This is a genomic window from Sphingobium sp. CFD-1, from assembly GCF_024611115.1.
GTDB classification, from domain to species: Bacteria; Pseudomonadota; Alphaproteobacteria; order Sphingomonadales; family Sphingomonadaceae; genus Sphingobium; species Sphingobium baderi_A.
Genome location: NZ_CP084398.1, coordinates 1361094 through 1378949 on the forward strand (window position 1 = coordinate 1361094; position 17856 = coordinate 1378949).

At 61.9% G+C, this 17856-nt stretch carries 14 protein-coding genes; 8 read left to right on the forward strand and 6 right to left on the reverse strand.

Annotated elements, in window-relative coordinates; translation table 11 throughout:
- Positions 1-126: 126 nt before the first annotated feature.
- Positions 127-2694 carry a type I DNA topoisomerase gene (gene topA, locus LDB26_RS07105; RefSeq protein WP_062065347.1) on the forward strand — a complete coding sequence of 856 codons (2568 nt, stop codon included), beginning with the start codon at positions 127-129 and terminating at the stop codon, positions 2692-2694.
- 66 nt (positions 2695-2760) lie between these two features.
- Here the strand turns inward: topA and LDB26_RS07110 are convergent, their stop codons facing one another.
- The 4 genes from LDB26_RS07110 to lepB form a co-directional block, all read right to left on the reverse strand.
- Positions 2761-3336 carry a GGDEF domain-containing protein gene (locus LDB26_RS07110; protein WP_257541378.1) on the reverse strand — a complete coding sequence of 192 codons (576 nt, stop codon included), beginning with the start codon at positions 3334-3336 and terminating at the stop codon, positions 2761-2763.
- A 194-nt stretch (positions 3337-3530) separates the two neighbouring features.
- Positions 3531-4439, reverse strand: a complete 909-nt coding sequence (era, locus tag LDB26_RS07115; protein WP_257541380.1) for a GTPase Era — start codon at positions 4437-4439, stop codon at positions 3531-3533.
- A 73-nt stretch (positions 4440-4512) separates the two neighbouring features.
- A complete protein-coding gene (gene rnc, locus LDB26_RS07120; RefSeq protein ID WP_062065357.1) occupies positions 4513-5232 on the reverse strand; it encodes a ribonuclease III in 720 nt (239 codons plus the stop codon).
- The gene (gene lepB / locus LDB26_RS07125; protein ID WP_062065359.1) at positions 5181-6005 is read right to left on the reverse strand and encodes a signal peptidase I; all 825 of its coding nucleotides are present in this window, start codon (positions 6003-6005) and stop codon (positions 5181-5183) included. Before lepB ends, rnc begins: the two co-directional genes overlap by 52 nt.
- A 177-nt stretch (positions 6006-6182) precedes the next feature.
- On the opposite strand from lepB, the gene pgi reads away from it, so the two are divergent.
- Positions 6183-7688 carry a glucose-6-phosphate isomerase gene (gene pgi / locus LDB26_RS07130; protein WP_257541382.1) on the forward strand — a complete coding sequence of 502 codons (1506 nt, stop codon included), beginning with the start codon at positions 6183-6185 and terminating at the stop codon, positions 7686-7688.
- A 73-nt stretch (positions 7689-7761) separates the two neighbouring features.
- A complete protein-coding gene (gorA, locus tag LDB26_RS07135; protein WP_257541384.1) occupies positions 7762-9108 on the forward strand; it encodes a glutathione-disulfide reductase in 1347 nt (448 codons plus the stop codon).
- Between the two features lie 2 nt (positions 9109-9110).
- Here the strand turns inward: gorA and LDB26_RS07140 are convergent, their stop codons facing one another.
- Both LDB26_RS07140 and LDB26_RS07145 read right to left on the reverse strand, forming a co-directional pair.
- The gene (locus LDB26_RS07140; RefSeq protein ID WP_373886172.1) at positions 9111-9833 is read right to left on the reverse strand and encodes a 2OG-Fe dioxygenase family protein; all 723 of its coding nucleotides are present in this window, start codon (positions 9831-9833) and stop codon (positions 9111-9113) included.
- Positions 9834-9891: 58 nt separating this feature from the next.
- The gene (locus LDB26_RS07145; protein WP_257541387.1) at positions 9892-11307 is read right to left on the reverse strand and encodes a short-chain fatty acyl-CoA regulator family protein; all 1416 of its coding nucleotides are present in this window, start codon (positions 11305-11307) and stop codon (positions 9892-9894) included.
- 122 nt (positions 11308-11429) lie between these two features.
- Between LDB26_RS07145 and LDB26_RS07150 the strand changes: the two genes are divergently transcribed.
- Genes LDB26_RS07150 through bioB form a run of 5 tightly spaced genes read left to right on the forward strand, consistent with a single transcriptional unit; the run spans position 11430 to position 17828 of the window.
- Positions 11430-12962 (forward strand): acyl-CoA carboxylase subunit beta, encoded by a 1533-nt coding sequence (locus LDB26_RS07150; protein ID WP_062065367.1) that lies wholly within the window; start codon positions 11430-11432, stop codon positions 12960-12962.
- A gap of 45 nt (positions 12963-13007) precedes the next feature.
- Positions 13008-14198 carry a beta-ketothiolase BktB gene (gene bktB, locus LDB26_RS07155; protein WP_257541389.1) on the forward strand — a complete coding sequence of 397 codons (1191 nt, stop codon included), beginning with the start codon at positions 13008-13010 and terminating at the stop codon, positions 14196-14198.
- Positions 14195-14632: a methylmalonyl-CoA epimerase gene (mce, locus tag LDB26_RS07160; protein WP_062065370.1), complete on the forward strand. Its 438-nt coding sequence runs from the start codon at positions 14195-14197 to the stop codon at positions 14630-14632. Before bktB ends, mce begins: the two co-directional genes overlap by 4 nt.
- 44 nt (positions 14633-14676) lie before the next feature.
- Positions 14677-16830, forward strand: coding sequence for a methylmalonyl-CoA mutase (scpA, locus tag LDB26_RS07165; RefSeq protein ID WP_257541391.1), 2154 nt, complete (start codon positions 14677-14679; stop codon positions 16828-16830).
- On the forward strand, positions 16827-17828 hold the full coding sequence (gene bioB / locus LDB26_RS07170; protein WP_257541394.1) for a biotin synthase BioB: 1002 nt from the start codon (positions 16827-16829) through the stop codon (positions 17826-17828). The genes scpA and bioB overlap by 4 nt, the downstream gene beginning before the upstream one ends.
- Positions 17829-17856: the final 28 nt, after the last annotated feature.

Sequence of the window (17856 nt, forward strand, 5' to 3'; positions counted from 1 at the left end):
GCGGGGGAAGAAAGACTTGCTGGCGTTTGAGCAACTTGCCACTTAATCACTCCACCGCTTGACGGCAGCCGTCGGCGCCTTCCAGACTCGCGCGTATACGTGAGGAACTCCAGAACCGGGGCCATAATGCAGCTAGTTATCGTCGAATCGCCCGCCAAGGCGAAGACCATCGAGAAATATCTGGGCGGCGATTTCCATGTGCTCGCCAGCTATGGCCATATTCGCGACCTGCCCGCGAAGGACGGGTCGGTGGACCCGGAAGCCGGCTTTGCGATGAGCTGGGAAAATTATGGCGATAAGGGCAAGCAGCTCAAGGCCATCACGGATCAAGCCAAGAAAGCCGACCGCCTGATCCTGGCCACCGACCCCGATCGCGAGGGTGAGGCGATAAGCTGGCATGTGCAGGAAGTGCTGCGCGCCAAGAAGGCGCTTCCCGCGAAGGTCGACCGCGTCACCTTCAACGCCATCACCAAGCAGGCGGTGACGGATGCCATGGCGCATCCCCGCGCCTTGGACGAGGATCTGATCGACGCCTACCGAGCGCGGCGGGCGCTGGACTATCTGGTGGGGTTCACGCTGTCGCCGGTGCTCTGGCGCAAGCTGCCGGGCGCGAAATCGGCGGGGCGGGTGCAGTCGGTGGCGCTGCGGTTGGTGGTGGAGCGTGAGCGCGAAATCGAAACCTTCACGGCTCAAGAATATTGGTCCGTCGCGGCGGAGATGGAGCAGGGCGGGCAGGGTTTCACGGCGCGACTGGTGCGCTGGCGCGGCGAAAAGATCGAGCGCCTGACCATCGGCAAGGAAGGCGACGCCATGGCCGCGAAGGCGGATGTGGAGGCGGGACGCTTCACCGTTGAGAAGGTCGAGACGAAGCCGCTCACCCGCAATCCTCCGGCGCCCTTCACCACATCGACGTTGCAGCAGGAAGCGGCGCGCAAGCTGGGCTTTTCCGCCAGCCACACGATGCGGATCGCGCAGCAGCTTTATGAGGACGGCGCGATCACCTATATGCGGACCGACGGCGTGCAGATGGACGGCAGCGCCATTTCCGCAGCGCGCAAGGCGATAGCGCAACGCTATGACGGCGGTTATCTGCCGGAGAAGCCGCGCCAGTATCAGACTAAGGCCAAGAACGCGCAGGAAGCGCATGAAGCCATCCGCCCGACCGAATTCGGCCGCGACAAGGTGGGTTCGGGCGATCATGCGCGGCTCTACGACCTGATCTTCAAGCGGGCCTTGGCGAGTCAGATGGCGTCGGCGCGGATGGAACGCACGACCGTCGATATGGTGGACGGCACGGGGCAACATGCGTTGCGCGCCACGGGGCAGGTGGTGATCTTCCCCGGCTTCCTCGCGCTCTATGAGGAAGGCCGCGACGACAGCGAAGATGAGGACGGCAAGCTGCTGCCGCGCATGGCGACGGGCGATGCCCCGGCGAAGAAAAAGGTGATGGCGGAACAGCATTTCACCCAGCCGCCGCCACGCTATTCCGAAGCGAGTCTGGTCAAGAAGCTGGAGGAGTTGGGGATTGGGCGTCCGTCCACCTATGCCTCGACGCTTCAGGTGCTCAAGGACCGCGATTATGTGCGTGTCGAGAAGAACCGCTTCTTTGCGGAGGAAAGCGGGCGGCTGGTGACGGCGTTCCTGGAGCGCTTCTTCGAACGCTATGTGTCCTATGATTTCACGGCGGGCCTTGAGGACGAACTGGACGAGATTTCCGGTGGGCGCGCCCAGTGGCAGGCGGTGCTGGAAGCCTTCTGGCGCGACTTCAAGCCCAAGACCGCTGAGGTCATGGAGCAGAAGCCGTCCGACATCACGGCGGAGCTGGACAAGTTCCTCGAACCCATGCTGTTCCCCCCGAAGGCGGACGGCAGCAATCCGCGTGCCTGCCCGATGTGCGATGACGGGCAATTGTCGCTGCGTGGTGGGCGGTTCGGGGCGTTCATCGCCTGCTCCAACTATCCCGAATGCAAATATACGCGGAAATTCGGGCAACCCGGCGGCGCCAATGGCGGCGAGGACACGGGGCCGGAAGTGCTGGGTCAGCATCCCGAAACAGGGCAGGATATCGTCCGCAAATCCGGCCGCTTTGGGCCTTATATTGAAATGGGCGAGGGGAAGGAGGCCAAACGCGGCTCCATTCCCAAGGATCTGCCGGATGGCGAACTGACGCTGGAGTGGGCCGTGAAACTGCTCAGCCTGCCGCGCGAGATCGGTCTGCATCCTGAAACCGGCAAACCCATTGTCGCCAATATCGGGCGCTTTGGGCCTTATCTGCTGCATGACGGCAAATATGGCCGCCTGTCCTCCACCGCCGAGATTTTCGAGGTCGGCATGAACAGTGCGGTAGCGAAGCTGGCCGATGCCGCCAATCGCGGCGGGCGTTCGGCGGGCGGACGGGAACCGCTCAAGGTGCTGGGCAAGCATCCCCGCACCGAGGCGGAGATCAAGCTGATGGCGGGGCGCTATGGCCCCTATGTCACCGACGGCACCACCAACGCGACCCTGCCCAAGACCATCGAGCAGGATGCGCTGACGCTGGAAGAAGCGGCGCAGTTGATCGACACGCGCGCGGCGGCGGCTCCGGCGAAAAAGGGGAAGAAGGCCGCTCCCAAAAAGGCTGCGGCCAAGAAGGCACCCGCCAAGAAGGCACCTGCAAAGAAAGCTGCGACGAAAAAGGCGACTGCAGCGGAGTGATCCGCTTCAGCGCCGCTGCTGATTTCAGCCGAACGTTCGCGATTGGTTACGATCGCGAGCCAATTGTCAGGCGGCGAGGCGGACCTGATTGCGGCCAGCCGTCTTTGCCGCATACATGGCCAGGTCGGCCGCATGGAGACATTCCTCAAGGGACTGGCCTGCCCGATAGGGGGATAATCCGATACTGACGGTTGCGCGCAACATGCCACCGGATGGCGCTTCGACGCCCAGGGCCTGAATCCCCGCGCGCACCAGCTCGGCTCTGTTCGTGGCGCTCATGACATCATGCGCCGTCAGGCAGAGAGCAAATTCCTCACCGCCCAAGCGGCCTGCGAGGTTCCCGGGCCGCAGGACGCTGCGAATGACATGGCCAACGATCTGGAGAATCGCATCGCCTGTCTGATGTCCATGGGTATCGTTGAACTCCTTGAAATGATCGATGTCGATCACAAGAAGCCAGACCTGATCTTCCTTTAACATCGCTTCGGCCCGTTCCAGAAAAGCCGAGCGGGATAGCAATCCGGTAAGGTCGTCGACATCCGCCTTGCGTTGGAGATGGGCGACCATCTGCTCGAGTTCCTTGCGGAGCCGCTGATTCTTTTCCCAGCTTTCGAGCAGCAGGACATAGAAAGGATATGACATGATGCCCGCAAACATCATGCTCAGAATATAAATGGGCAGGGGGATGTCCATGCCCGACAGATGGGACGTGATTCGCATTATCACGAACATACTCAGCATCGATCCCATGCTGAAATAAAGGGTTTTGACTCTGACGCCCATGGGCGCGCCCTACAATATGAAGGTAAATGAGTAATTTCCGTGGCTTGGAAAATTCACTCCACCCAATCGAGCCCGATGTCCCGGTAAATGCCGCGATCTTCCTCCCAATTTTCCTTGACCTTGACGTGGAGGTAGAGATGAACGCGGCATCCCAGCAGCGCGGACAATTCAGCGCGCGCCTTGGACCCTATTTCCTTGAGCCGCTGCCCGCCCTTGCCCAGAACAATGGCGCGTTGGGTGGGACGGCCGACGAGTATCTGTTGGTGGATTTCCACCGATCCATCCTCCCGCTCAGAATATTTCTCCGTATCCACGGCCGCGGCATAGGGCAGTTCGGCGTGCAACTGATGATAGAGCTGCTCACGCGTGATTTCGGCAGCCAGCATACGGTCGGTGGCGTCGGAAACCTGATCCTCCGGGAAATGCCACGGCCCTTCCGGCATCGCGGCGGCAAAGGCTGATTTGAGTTCGGGCAGGCCGTCGCCGGTCGATGCGCTGACGAAGAAAATCTCTTCGAAACCCAGAATGTCATTGAGCTTCTGCGTGTGGACCAGCAACTTGTCCTTGGCGGCGATGTCGACCTTGTTGAGGATCAGCCATTTGCGTTCCGACCGGCCCGATAGCGCTTCGATGATCGGCTCGACCTTTGGCCCGAGGCCCGCCTTGCCGTCCACGATCAGCGCGATCAGGTCCGCACCCTGCGCGCCGCCCCATGCCGCCTGCACCATGGCGCGGTCCAGCCGCCGCCTGGGCTGGAAGATGCCGGGCGTGTCGACCAGCACGATCTGTGCGTCGCCCTCTATCGCGACGCCCATGACGCGGGTCCGCGTGGTCTGCGCCTTGGGACTGGTGATCGCCACCTTCTGCCCCACCAGCGCGTTGACTAGCGTGGACTTGCCCGCATTGGGAGCGCCCACAATGGCGATCACGCCGCAGCGCTGGTTAGTGAGATCAACCGTCAATCAAAACTCCATTCCGGCGCATTGTGTCGCACCCGTTCCTGCTTAATTCAAAAAATCCGGTGGGGACAGGTTTTCAGCCTGCCAGCTTATCTAGCAGCGCTTTGGCCGCCGCCGTTTCCGCTTCCTGCTTCGATCCGCCCGTGGCGCTGGCCTCGCCCGCGCCCTTGATCGAAACCATGACGGTAAAGCGCAGGGCGTGATGCGGGCCGGAGCGATCGGTCATCACATATTCGGGCGGCTTGCGTCGGTTGGCGGCCGCCCACTCCTGAAGCGCGGATTTGGGATGGCGGGGCGCGCTGGTTTGCGTATCGACCCGGTCGGCCCACAGCCGCCGCACCAGCGCCCGCGCTTCGTCGAGCCCGCCTTCCAGATAGAGCGCGCCGATCAGCGCCTCCATCACGTCGCCCAGCACATTGTCGCTGTCGTGCGCGCCGTCGTCCCGCGCCTGCTTGCCCAGCACGAGGTGGGTGGACACGCCCGCTCCACGCGCGATTTCGGCACAGGTTTCCCCGGACACCAGCGCGTTGAACCGGCGGGACAGCTTCCCTTCCGGCTCATCTGAAAAGCGGTCATAGAGCCATTCCGAAACCAGCAGCCCCAGCACCCGGTCGCCCAGAAACTCCAGCCGCTCATAATTGGCGGCGTTGGCGCTGCCGTGGGTCAGCGCCTGCTGAAACCGCGCCACGTCGCGCGGCGCGCGCCCGATCAGGGCATTCAGCCAGGTCGCTGTATCAGGCTTGGTCAAAAACCTTCCCCGATCCGGCTCCACCGCGCGGCTGTGAACCAGGTCCATGGCAGGAACCAGTTGGCGCTGCCATCTGTCGAAAAGACAGAGATCATCGCCTTGCCCACCAGATTTTCTTCCGGAACAAGGCCGATGCCGCCACCTTCCACCGCCGGGAAGCGGCTGTCGGCGCTACGGTCACGATTGTCGCCCATCATGAAGAGATGGCCTTCCGGCACGACCACCGTGTCGCGGTCATCCGCCGCGCCGTCCGGCACGAGGTCCAGCACATTATAGCTTTTCCCGTTGGGCAGCGTTTCGCGATATTGGGGATAGCGGCACTGGCGTCCGCCGCCGGGCGCGGCTTCTTCAAACTTCGGGCGATAGCAGGGGGAGGGGCTGCCCTCCTTCGCGGCGGCATCGATCATATTCGGGGTGACGGGGATCACCAGGTCCGCCACTTTCTGCTTGGGAATGGCCTGACCATTCAGGTAAACGGTGCCCCCGCGCACGGAAATCATGTCGCCGGGCAGGCCGATGACGCGCTTGATATAGTCATTCTTCTGGCTGGGCGGCGCCTTGAACACCACCACGTCGCCCCGTTCCGGCGTCGAGGCGAAGATGCGGCCGGGGATCAGTGGCACACCGAAAGGCAGGGAATAGCGCGAATAGCCATAGGGCCATTTTGCCACCAGCAGATAGTCGCCGATCAGCAGCCGCGGCTGCATGGATTCCGACGGAATGTTGAACGGCGAAACGATGAAGCTCCGCAGGACAAAGACGAACACCGCCAGCTTTGCGAGAAACCAGAGGAAATCCCGCGTTTCCGATTTTGCGTTCATGCTCGTTCGATTTGTCCCTTAGTGACGCCGACAAAGCGGCCTGTCGCGGCTTTTGCGGGCTTGGATGAGCCGCGTCAAGCGCAGGCGCCGATGCAAATAGTCCTGTCATTGGTTAAAGAGGAAAAGAATCGACAAGTGCAGCGTCGGTATCCACCAACGTCACAAGAGGATTTCCCCATGCCGTCCCCTGCACAGGCTGCCATAGCGCGCCTTCCGCAAGCCGACCTCAAATCCATCTTCACGGCCGATCCCGACCGGCTGTCCCGTTTCGTCCTGACGCAGGGGCCGATCCGTTTCGACTGGTCGAAGACGCATCTGACGGACGATCTGATGGACGCTTATCTGACCCTGGCGCAGGAACGGGATTTTACCGGCTGGCGCGAGGCGCTGTTCGCGGGCAAGCCTGTCAACAATAGCGAAGGCCGTGCCGCCGAGCATCCCGCTGAACGAGGCGAAGGCAATGCCGACAGCGTGGCGCGAGCGCGGATGTTCCATGCCCGGATGCGTGCGCTGATTGACGCCGTCGAGGCTGAGGCTCTGGGACCGATCCGCCATATATTGCACATCGGCATTGGTGGGTCTGCATTGGGGCCGGACCTGATTGTGGATGCGCTGGGCGGTGACGGGTTGCGTTATGACGTCGCCATCGTTTCCAATGTCGACGGCACCGCGATGGAACAGGCGATCAACCGTTTCGATCCGCACACGACCTTGATCGCGATCGCATCAAAGACGTTCACTACCACAGAAACCATGTTGAATGCGGCGAGCGCGATCAATTGGATGGTGGAAGCGGGCGTGGACGACCCCTATGGTCGGGTCGTGGCGCTGACCGCTTCGCCGGATAAGGCAATGGAATGGGGCGTTGACGAAACGCGTGTATTGCCCTTTTCCGAAAGCGTGGGCGGACGCTATTCGCTTTGGTCGTCCATCGGCTTCCCGGCGGCGCTGGCGCTGGGATGGGATGCGTTCGAAAGCCTGTTGGAGGGTGCGGCCGCCATGGACCGCCACTTCCGCCTTTCCCCCCCGCGTGAGAACGCGCCGCTGATCGCGGCCTTCGCCGACCAATATTATACGCGGATAATGGGCTGCCAGACCCGCGCGCTGTTTGCCTATGACGAGCGGCTGAAGCTGCTCCCTTCCTATCTCCAGCAGCTTGAGATGGAGAGCAACGGCAAGAGCGTCACGCGCGATGGCGATCCGGTGGATGGTCCTACCGCGCCGATCACCTGGGGCGGGGTGGGCACGGACGCGCAACATGCCGTTTTCCAGCTTCTCCATCAGGGCACGGTATTGGCGCCGGTCGAATTCGTCGCCTCGATCGATCCGGGCCATGCGCTCGATCCGGCGCATCACCGGGCCCTGCTCGTCAATTGCTTCGCGCAGGGGGCGGCATTGCTGCGCGGGCGCGACAATCCCAGCGATCCCGCGCGGGCCTATCCGGGCAATCGTCCTTCCACGACGATCCTGCTCGATGATGTGACGCCGGAATCTTTGGGCGCGCTGATCGCCTTCTATGAACATCGCACCTTCGCCAATGCCGTGCTGATGGGTATCAATCCCTTCGACCAGTTCGGCGTTGAACTGGGCAAGGAAATCGCCAGATTCATCGAGGCGGACGGTCCTAAGGGTTTCGATCCGTCCACGATGGCGTTGATCGACATTGCGCTGGGTGGGGGCTGAGTCCCGCGCAAAAACCCGTTTGTAACTCCGCCGGGGTGCCGCCATATGCGCGACATACCCAGCGGAGGCTTGCATGAGTGACTATGACTTCGACCTTTTCGTCATCGGCGCGGGATCGGGCGGCGTGCGGGCCTCGCGGGTGGCTTCCGCCCATGGCGCGAAGGTGGCGGTGGCGGAGGAATATCGGGTCGGAGGCACCTGCGTCATTCGCGGTTGCGTGCCCAAGAAGCTGCTCGTCTATGGCGCGCATTTCGCCGAGGATCTGAAGGATGCCCGCCGCTTCGGCTGGAACGTGCCCGACTGCGCCTTCAAATGGCCGGTGCTGCGTGACAATGTGCTGGCTGATGTGGATCGGCTGGAGGGCCTCTACAAGAATACGCTCGACAGCCATCATGTCGAATTGATCCCCGAGCGCGCCACCATCACCGGACCGCATTCCGTGAAGCTGGTGAGCGGGCGCGAAGTCACTGCGAAATATATTCTGATCGCCACCGGCGCATGGCCTGTCGTCCCCAAAATCGAAGGTGCCGAACATGGCCTCACATCGAACGACATGTTTTATCTGGAGGAATGCCCCAAGCGTCTCGTCATTGTCGGCGGCGGCTATATCGCCAATGAGTTTGCGGGCATTTTCAATCAGTTCGGTAGTCAGGTGACGCTGGTCAACCGCTCATCCACTCTGTTGCGCGGTTATGACGAGAGCGTTCGCGACCGGCTGATGCAGATTTCCACGACCAAGGGCATCCAGTTCCGCTTCAATGCCCAGTTGGAGAAGATCGAAAAGAAGGGTGACGGCACGCTCAGCGTCCATTTCAAGGAGGGCGATCCGGTCCCTTGTGACGCCCTGTTGTTCGCGGTGGGACGACGGCCCCATACGGACGGCCTTGGGTTGGAAGCCGCCAGCGTCGCAGTCGACGACAAGGGCGCGATCAAGGTCGACGAATATAGCCGCACCAGTTGCGAGAGCATCTATGCGGTGGGCGATGTAACCGACCGGCTGCAACTCACGCCCGTGGCCATCCGTGAGGGGCATGCCTTTGCCGATACCGTCTTTGGCGATAACCCCCGCACGGTCGATTATGGCTGCGTGCCTTCAGCCGTGTTCAGTGATCCGCCGCTAGCGGGCGTGGGGTTGACCGAGGCGCAGGCGAAGAACAAGCTGGGCACGGTCAAGATCTATACGTCGGACTTCCGCCCTATGAAGAATGTGCTTGCGGGCCGGGAGGAGCGGGCGCTTTACAAGATGGTGGTGGATGCCACTACTAATCGAGTGGTCGGCCTGCATATGATCGGTCCCGATGCCCCGGAAATCCTGCAAGCTGCTGCCATCGCGGTCAAGGCGGGTCTCACCAAGCAGCAGTTTGACGACACGGTCGCGCTGCACCCCAGCATGGCCGAGGAACTGGTGCTGCTGAAATAGGGCTATTGCGCCGTGAAGGTCACGACCAGCGCATCTCGCCAAGCGGGGTGCTCCGGATCGACCGGGTGGATTTCCGTGACGCCGTGCAGGATGCGGTGATCGTCGATCAGCACGGCATCGCCCGGCAAGGTCAGCGTAAATTCGCCCAGCGCGGTCCCGTCCGGCGCGCCGATGCGGGTCACGCCTTCACGGACATTGCGGCGATCGATCAGCATCACGAAGACCCAATCCACCCCGTCCCGATGCAGGCCTTCGGGCGTCGGCCTGCCGGCCTCGTTCCTGCCCGTCTCGATCCGGAACTGGTGCGCTTCAACATGCCATGATTGCGTGGCGTGATCCGCGAAAGTCCGGGCGCACAAGGCAAAGACCGCTTGCATCACGTCATTGCTCGCGGTTGCATCCGTTACCGGTTCGAACCAGCGCTGCACGTCCCCATTCAGCGGATTGTAGTCGCGGCTCTGGAAATGCGGCTGATGCGGCTTGCGGGTGAAAATTCCGTCCTTGCAGCGGAAGGCCGCGTGACGGCGGCGGCGGTAGCGTCCTCCATCCGCCATATAGAGATCGGGGCCCAGATCGTTCCAGCTTTCCGCGAAGCTCGCCCACATATCCGACCCGACGTTCAGGAGCGCGAGCGTCCCTGCGTTATCCAGCCGCGCATAACCATGCTCGACGAGTTCATCGCGCAGCACGACAAGGGAGGGAGCGGGGATGGCCTCATATGTCACTGCATCGACCCTAGAAAAGCTGGCATCCCCCGGACAGGGCCAGTTGAATCAAACTGGCTCATCCGATCCAGTAGGGCACGATCTGCCGGTTGTCGGGGTCGACATGAATTGGCCGGTCCGCGGGCGGGAAGGCGCGCTGGTCGCAGCTTTGGCGCGGGCACAGGCGGCAGGTGATGCCGATGGGCGTCGCCGAACCCTCATCCTCAAGCTGCAAGCCGTCCGCATAGACGAAGTTTGCCGCATGGGCGACTTCGCACCCCAGCACCACGGCATAGCGGCGCGGCGTGCGGGCGTAGCTGCCCGAAGGCTTCACCAGTCCCTTCGCCATGGACACATAGCGCACTCCGTCAGGCGTTTCGCCAAGCTGCACATTGATCCGGTCGGGGATGGCGACCGCCTCATGCACGTTCCACAGGGGGCAAGCGCCACCGAAGCGCGCGAATTGCAACCGGGTGGCGCTGTGCCGCTTGGTGATGTTGCCCGCCATGTCGACCCTACAGAAGAAGAAGGGGATGCCGCGCAGCCCCGGCCTCTGCAAGGTGGACAGTCGGTGACAGGCCTGTTCGAAACTCACGCCGAAACGCCGCGCCAGCCGGTCGATGTCATGCCGGCTCTCTCGCGCAGCCTCTCGAAACGGGGCGTAGGGCATCAGCAGCGCGCCTGCCGCATAATTGCCCAGGCCAATGGAAAGCAGCCGATCCGCCCCTGCGACGGACAGGGCGGCTTTCGCCACGATGTCCGCGATCAGCGTCTGTCCCTCCAGCATCATCAACTGATGTCCCAGCATGAACTTGCGGCTTTCGGTGGGCAGGGCGGCGTTGATGAACAGGCGCCGCTGACTGGCATTATAGGTGCGGAGCGCGGAATCCGGCGTATCGGCGATCAGCGTTTCGATGCCGTGCCGCCGCGCCAGCGCCTCCACCAGCATCCCTTCGTCCAGCGCCTGCCCGGCGGTGAAGCTCGCCGCCATATCCTCCGCCAGGCAATCGAGCGGATGGACGTAATTCCCCGCTTCATGGAACCAGTCGCGCGCCGCTTCCCATGGCAGGCGAGCCTGTACGGCATGATCGTTGGCGATCGCCTCCTCGATCATGTTGATCCGCTCATTGGCGCGCATATGCGCGTTGTAGAGGTCTACATAGCGGGCCGCGAATTCGGGGAATTGGAGATGGAGCTTCTCGATCCGTTCCGGTTCCAGCGACGCTCCCGGCAGTTCAGGATGCCCCAGGGCAAAAGTGAACGCGCCCAGAAGCTGTTCCTCCTCCCGGCTGTCGAAACTCGCCCAATCGGTGGGGAAGGCGCTGGCCAGCGCGGCTTTTACCTTGGCGGTCAGGGGGCGGTCGTCATTTTCAAGCTGGCTGAGATAAGATACGGAAATCCCAAGCGCCTGCGCCATGGTCGCCTGATCCATGCGATGATCGATCCGAAGCTGGCGGAGCCTCTGACCGGCGAAAATACGATTGCCGCGTGCCATGTCGTTTTGCTTAGTTTGCAAAATCGTGATTTGCAAATTGGCAAATTTGCATTTGCGAAAAGCGCCAAAGGCTGGAAAGGGGCAGGGATACCCGTCCGTACCGACTGGAGAGATGTCTTATTATGTCCAAGCTCGCCATCATCGAACAGCTTGAAGCGAAGCGCGAAGCAGCCCGTTTGGGCGGTGGCCAGCGCCGCATCGACGCTCAGCACGCCAAGGGCAAGCTGACCGCGCGCGAAAGGCTGGAGGTCCTGCTGGACGAAGACAGTTTTGAAGAACTCGACATGTATGTCGAACATAACTGCGTAGATTTCGGCATGGATGAACAGCACATCCCCGGCGACGGCGTCGTCACCGGCTCCGGAACGATCAATGGCCGTCTGGTCTTTGTTTTCTCGCAGGATTTTACCGTTTATGGCGGTGCCCTGTCGGAGCGCCATGCAACCAAGATCTGCAAGATCATGGACATGGCGATGAAGGTCGGCGCGCCGGTCATCGGTCTCAATGATTCCGGCGGCGCCCGTATTCAGGAAGGCGTTGCCAGCCTTGCGGGCTATGCCGAGGTGTTTCAGCGCAATGTGCTGGCGTCGGGCGTCGTGCCGCAGATCAGCGTCATCATGGGGCCCTGTGCGGGTGGCGCGGTTTACTCGCCGGCGATGACCGATTTCATCTTCATGGTGAAGGATTCGAGCTTCATGTTCGTGACCGGCCCCGATGTGGTCAAGACCGTCACAAACGAAGTCGTCACACAGGAAGAACTGGGCGGCGCCGTCACCCACACCACCAAGTCTGGCGTGGCCGACGTGGCGTTCGAAAACGACATCGAGGCGCTGCTGTCCGTTCGCGATTTCGTGGACTTCCTCCCCGCCTCCAACCGCGAGCCAGTGCCGGAGCGTCCCAGCGCCGATCCATGGGACCGGATCGAAGAAAGTCTCGACACCCTAGTTCCCGCGAACGCCAATCAGCCCTACGACATGCATGAGCTGATCCGGAAGGTCGTTGACGAAGGTGATTTCTTCGAAGTGCAGCCTGCCCATGCGGGCAATATCCTTTGCGGATTCGGCCGGGTCGAAGGCAAGACTGTCGGCATCGTTGCCAATCAGCCGATGGTGCTGGCGGGCGTGCTGGACATTAACAGTTCCAAAAAGGCTGCCCGTTTCGTCCGCTTCTGCGATGCGTTCGAGATTCCGATCATCACGCTGGTCGACGTGCCGGGCTTCCTGCCGGGCACCGCGCAGGAGCATAACGGCATCATCAAGCATGGCGCGAAGCTGCTCTTCGCCTATGCCGAAGCCACCGTGCCCAAGATCACGATCATCACGCGCAAGGCCTATGGCGGCGCCTATGACGTCATGTCCTCCAAACATCTGCGTGGCGACCTCAACTATGCCTGGCCGACCGCCGAGATCGCGGTGATGGGCGCGAAGGGCGCGGTCGAGATCATCTTCCGCGGTAAGACGGCGGAGGAAATCGCTGAGCGCACCAAGGAATATGAAGACCGCTTCGCCAATCCCTTCGTGGCGGCAAGCAAGGGCTTCATCGACGAGGTGATCCAGCCTCACTCCACGCGCAAGCGCATTGCGCTGGGCCTTCGCAAGCTCCGCAACAAGAGCCTGGAGAACCCCTGGAAGAAGCACGACAATATTCCGCTCTGACATGTTGCTCAGGTGACGGCTTGCTAAGCAAATAAGGTATTGGCCATGGATGATCGGGACATTTTCATTGTCGGCGCAGCGCGCACGGCGATTGGCGATTTCGGAGGGGCGCTCAAGGATGTGCAGCCCGACGAACTGGGCCGTATCGTTGCGGTCGCCGCTATGGAACGGGCGGCCATTGAGCCTTCTGATGTTCAGCATGTCGTCATCGGGCAGGTGATCCAGAGTGGCCCGCGTGACGCCTATATTGCGCGCGTCATCGGTGTGAACGCGGGTATTCCCGTTGAAGCGCCTGCGCTGACGCTCAATCGCTTGTGCGGATCGGGATTGCAGGCGATCATTTCCGCCGCGCAAACGCTGAAGCTGGGTGAGGCCGACATCGCCCTTGCAGGCGGCACGGAGAGCATGAGCAATTCCCCGCATGTGGTGAAGGCCGCCCGCTTCGGCACCAAGATGGGCGACATCAAAATGATCGACGCCATGCTGGAGGTGCTTTCGGACCCGTTCGAGCATTTCCACATGGGCGTCACCGCCGAGAATGTGGCTGAGAAATATCAGATTTCCCGCGCCGCGCAGGACGAACTGGCAGTGGAAGGGCACAGCCGTGCCGCAAGGGCCATCGCGGAAGGTCGGTTCAAGGAACAGATCGTGCCAGTGGAAGTAAAGAGCCGCAAGGGCGTCGTCACTTTCGATACGGACGAACATGTCCGCGCCGATGCGAGCCTGGAGCAGATGGCGAAGCTCAAGCCTGCTTTCCGGAAGGAGGGCGGCACCGTGACACCCGGCAACGCATCTGGCATCAATGATGGCGCGGGCGCCGTTGTGGTGGCAAGCGGCAAGGCGGTGGCGGAAAAGGGCTTGAAGCCGCTTGCGCGCATCCTGGGATGGGGCCATGCGGGCGTCGATCCGCGGATCATGGGCGTCGGGCCGATCAAGGCGGTTCCCATCGCTCTGGAGCGGGCGGGCGTTACGCTCGACCAGATCGACGTGATCGAAGCCAATGAGGCTTTTGCCGCGCAGGCCTGCGCCGTGGCCAGTGAACTCGGCTTCGATCCGGAAAAGGTCAATCCCAATGGCAGCGGCATTGCGCTAGGGCATCCGGTCGGCGCGACCGGCGCGATCCTGACGGTCAAGACGGCCTATGAACTGAAGCGCACGGGCGGTAGATATGGTTTGATCACCATGTGCATCGGCGGCGGTCAGGGGATCGCCATGGTTATCGAGAATGTGGCATGAAACTCGGACGGCTTAACCATATCGGCATTGCGACCCCCTCGCTGGAGGCCAGCATCGCTTATTATCGCGACGTGATGGGCGCGACGAAGATCCACGAACCTTTCGACCTGCCCGCGCAGGGCGTGAAGGTCTGCTTCGTGGATACGCCGGGCGAGGACGGCACCAACGGCACACAGATCGAATTGATCGAACCGTTGGGCGAAAACAGCCCCATTCATGGCTTCATCGCGAAGAACCCGGCGGGCGGTCAGCATCATATGTGCTACGAGGTGCCCGATATTCTTGAAGCGAAGAAGTGGTTCGAGGGTCTGGGCAAGAAGGTGCTGGGCGAACCCCGCATCGGCGCGCATGGCACGCTGATCTTCTTCGTCCATCCCAAGGATATGAACGGTGTCCTGACTGAAATCATGGAAACGCCGAAAGAAGCGCACTGAACGAATGAACGTCTCGACTGCACTCGGGACGAACGGAGATTGAAGTGACCGACAAGCCGACGCTGGATCAATGGACCGCCGCCGCGACCAAGGAAGTGAAGGGCAAGGACCTCACCTGGCACACGCCGGAGGGAATTGACGTCAAGCCGCTCTATACGGCCGAAGATATCAAGACCGATCCCGGCTTGCCCGGTTTCGCACCGTTCACGCGCGGCGTGAAGGCAAGCATGTATGCGGGCCGTCCCTGGACCATCCGCCAATATGCGGGCTTTTCCACGGCCGAGGAATCCAACGCCTTCTATCGCCGCAATCTGGCGGCCGGACAGAAGGGGCTTTCGGTCGCCTTCGATCTTGCCACCCATCGCGGCTATGACAGCGACCATCCGCGCGTCGTCGGCGACGTGGGCAAGGCAGGCGTGGCCATCGACAGCGTCGAAGACATGAAGATCCTGTTCGATGGCATTCCACTCGACCAGATGTCGGTCTCCATGACCATGAACGGCGCGGTCATTCCGATCCTCTCCTTCTTCATCGTTGCGGGCGAGGAGCAGGGCGTCGAGCGCAAGCTGCTCGATGGAACCATTCAGAACGACATTCTGAAGGAGTTCATGGTCCGCAACACCTATATCTATCCGCCCGAGCCGTCGATGCGGATCATCTCCGACATTTTCGGCTATACCAGCCGCGAAATGCCGAAATTCAACAGCATTTCCATCTCCGGCTATCATATGCAGGAAGCCGGTGCGACGCAGGTGCAGGAACTGGCCTTCACCATCGCGGACGGCATGGAATATGTGAAATATGGCGTGGCGTCGGGCCTCGACATCGATAAGTTCGCGGGACGGCTGAGCTTCTTCTTCGCCATCGGCATGAACTTCTTCATGGAAGTGGCGAAGCTGCGCGCAGCGCGTGTCCTCTGGCATCGGGCCATGACGAAGCTGGGCGCGCAGGATGAACGCTCCAAGATGCTCCGCACCCACTGCCAGACCAGCGGCGTATCGCTGACCGAGCAGGACCCCTATAACAACGTCATGCGGACGACCATCGAAGCGATGGCCGCGATGCTCGGCGGCACGCAGTCGCTCCACACCAACGCGCTGGACGAAGCCATCGCGCTTCCCACCGATTTTTCGGCGCGCATCGCCCGTAATACGCAGATCATCATCCAGGAAGAGACGGGCATGTGCAATGTCGTCGATCCATTGGGTGGCAGCTATTATGTCGAGGCACTGACGCAGGAACTGGTCGACCGCGCGCAGGAGATCATCGACCGCGTCCAGAGCGAAGGCGGCATGGCAAAGGCGGTCGCGGCAGGCTGGCCCAAGGCGATGATCGAGGAAGCCGCAGCCGCCCGCCAGGCCCGCGTGGACCGGGGTGAGGACGTGATCGTCGGCGTCAACAAATATCGCCTTGCCAATGAAGACCTGCTTGAAACACTGGAGGTCGACAACACCAAGGTCCGCGAAGCGCAGATCGCCCGCATCAACAAGATGAAGGCGGAGCGCGACGAAGCGAAGTGTCAGGCGGCTCTGGACGCCCTTCGTAAGGGCGCGGCCAGCCCGGCGAGCATCGAGAACAACCTGCTCGCGCTGGCGGTGGAGGCGGCACGCGCCCGCGCGACGCTGGGTGAAATCAGCTCCGCGATGGAGGAGAGCTTCGACCGCTACGGCACCGTGCCGACGCCGGTGAAGGGCGTCTATGCCGCGCCTTACCAGGACGACAGCCGCTGGAAACAGGTTCTTGACGGTGTGCAGGCCGTCGAGCGGCGCCTTGGTCGTAAGCCGAAGATCCTTATCGCCAAGATGGGGCAGGACGGTCACGACCGGGGCGCCAACGTCATCGCGTCCGCTTTTGGGGACATGGGCTTCGACGTCGTTTCGGGACCGCTGTTCCAGACGCCGGAGGAAACCGTTGTGCTGGCGCTGGACAGCAGCGTCGATGTGGTCGGCGCATCGTCGCTTGCCGCCGGGCACAAGACGCTGATCCCCGAACTCATCCGACAGCTTCGCGAAGCCGGGCGCAGCGACATCAAGGTGATCGCGGGCGGGGTCATTCCGCCGCAGGATTATGACTTCCTTCGTGACGCGGGCGTTCAGGGCATTTATGGCCCAGGCTCCAACGTCGTGGAATGCGCCGCCGATGTGCTGCGCCTTCTCGGCCACAACATGCCCCCGGCGGGGCTGGAGGAAGCTGCTTGACCCAGATCACGCCCCGCACCGACTGGACGCGCGAGGAAATCGCCGCGCTGTTCGACCTGCCTTTCAACGACCTGATGTTCGAAGCGCAGTCGATCCATCGCGCGAATTTCCCGCGCAACGAAGTGCAGCTTTCGACCTTGCTGTCGATCAAAACCGGCGGTTGCCCCGAAGATTGCGGCTATTGCAGCCAATCGACCGAAGCGGAAAGCGGCCTCAAGGCCACCAAGCTGATGGACGTGCAGGCGGTGCTTCAGGCGGCGGCGCAGGCCAAGGATCATGGTTCGGGCCGTTTCTGCATGGGCGCGGCATGGCGCAATCCCAAGGAACGGGACATGCCCAAGCTGGTCGAGATGGTGCAGGGCGTCCGTGCGATGGGCATGGAAACCTGCATGACTCTCGGGATGTTGAGCGAAGGGCAGGCCAAGCAGCTCGCCGATGCGGGCCTCGATTATTACAATCATAATATCGACACCTCGCCGGAGAATTACGCCAACGTCATCACCACCCGGACCTTCGAGGATCGGATCGAGACGCTGGAAAATGTGCGTTCGGCGGGTATCAATGTCTGCTGCGGCGGCATTGTGGGCATGGGCGAGGCGCGGAGCGACCGCGTCGGCTTCCTGCATGCGCTCGCCACCATGCCGCACCCGGAAAGCGTGCCGGTCAACGCGCTGGTGCCGGTTGCTGGCACGGTGCTGGGCGATATGCTCAAGGATACGCCGCTCGCCAAGATTGACGAAGTGGAATTTGTCCGCACCGTTGCAGTGGCCCGGATTGTCATGCCGCAATCCATGGTGCGTCTGAGCGCCGGCCGTGAAAGCATGAGCGAAGCGTGTCAGGCGCTGTGCTTCATGGCGGGTGCGAACAGTATTTTTACTGGCGACAAGCTTTTGACGGCGGCCAATGCGGGCGATGATCAGGATGCGGCGCTGCTGGCCAAGCTTGGCATGACCGCGATGCAGGCGCAGCCGCACGGGCATCTGGAAGCGGCGGAATAACTCTCGCAAATCGAAAATCGGCTTTCCG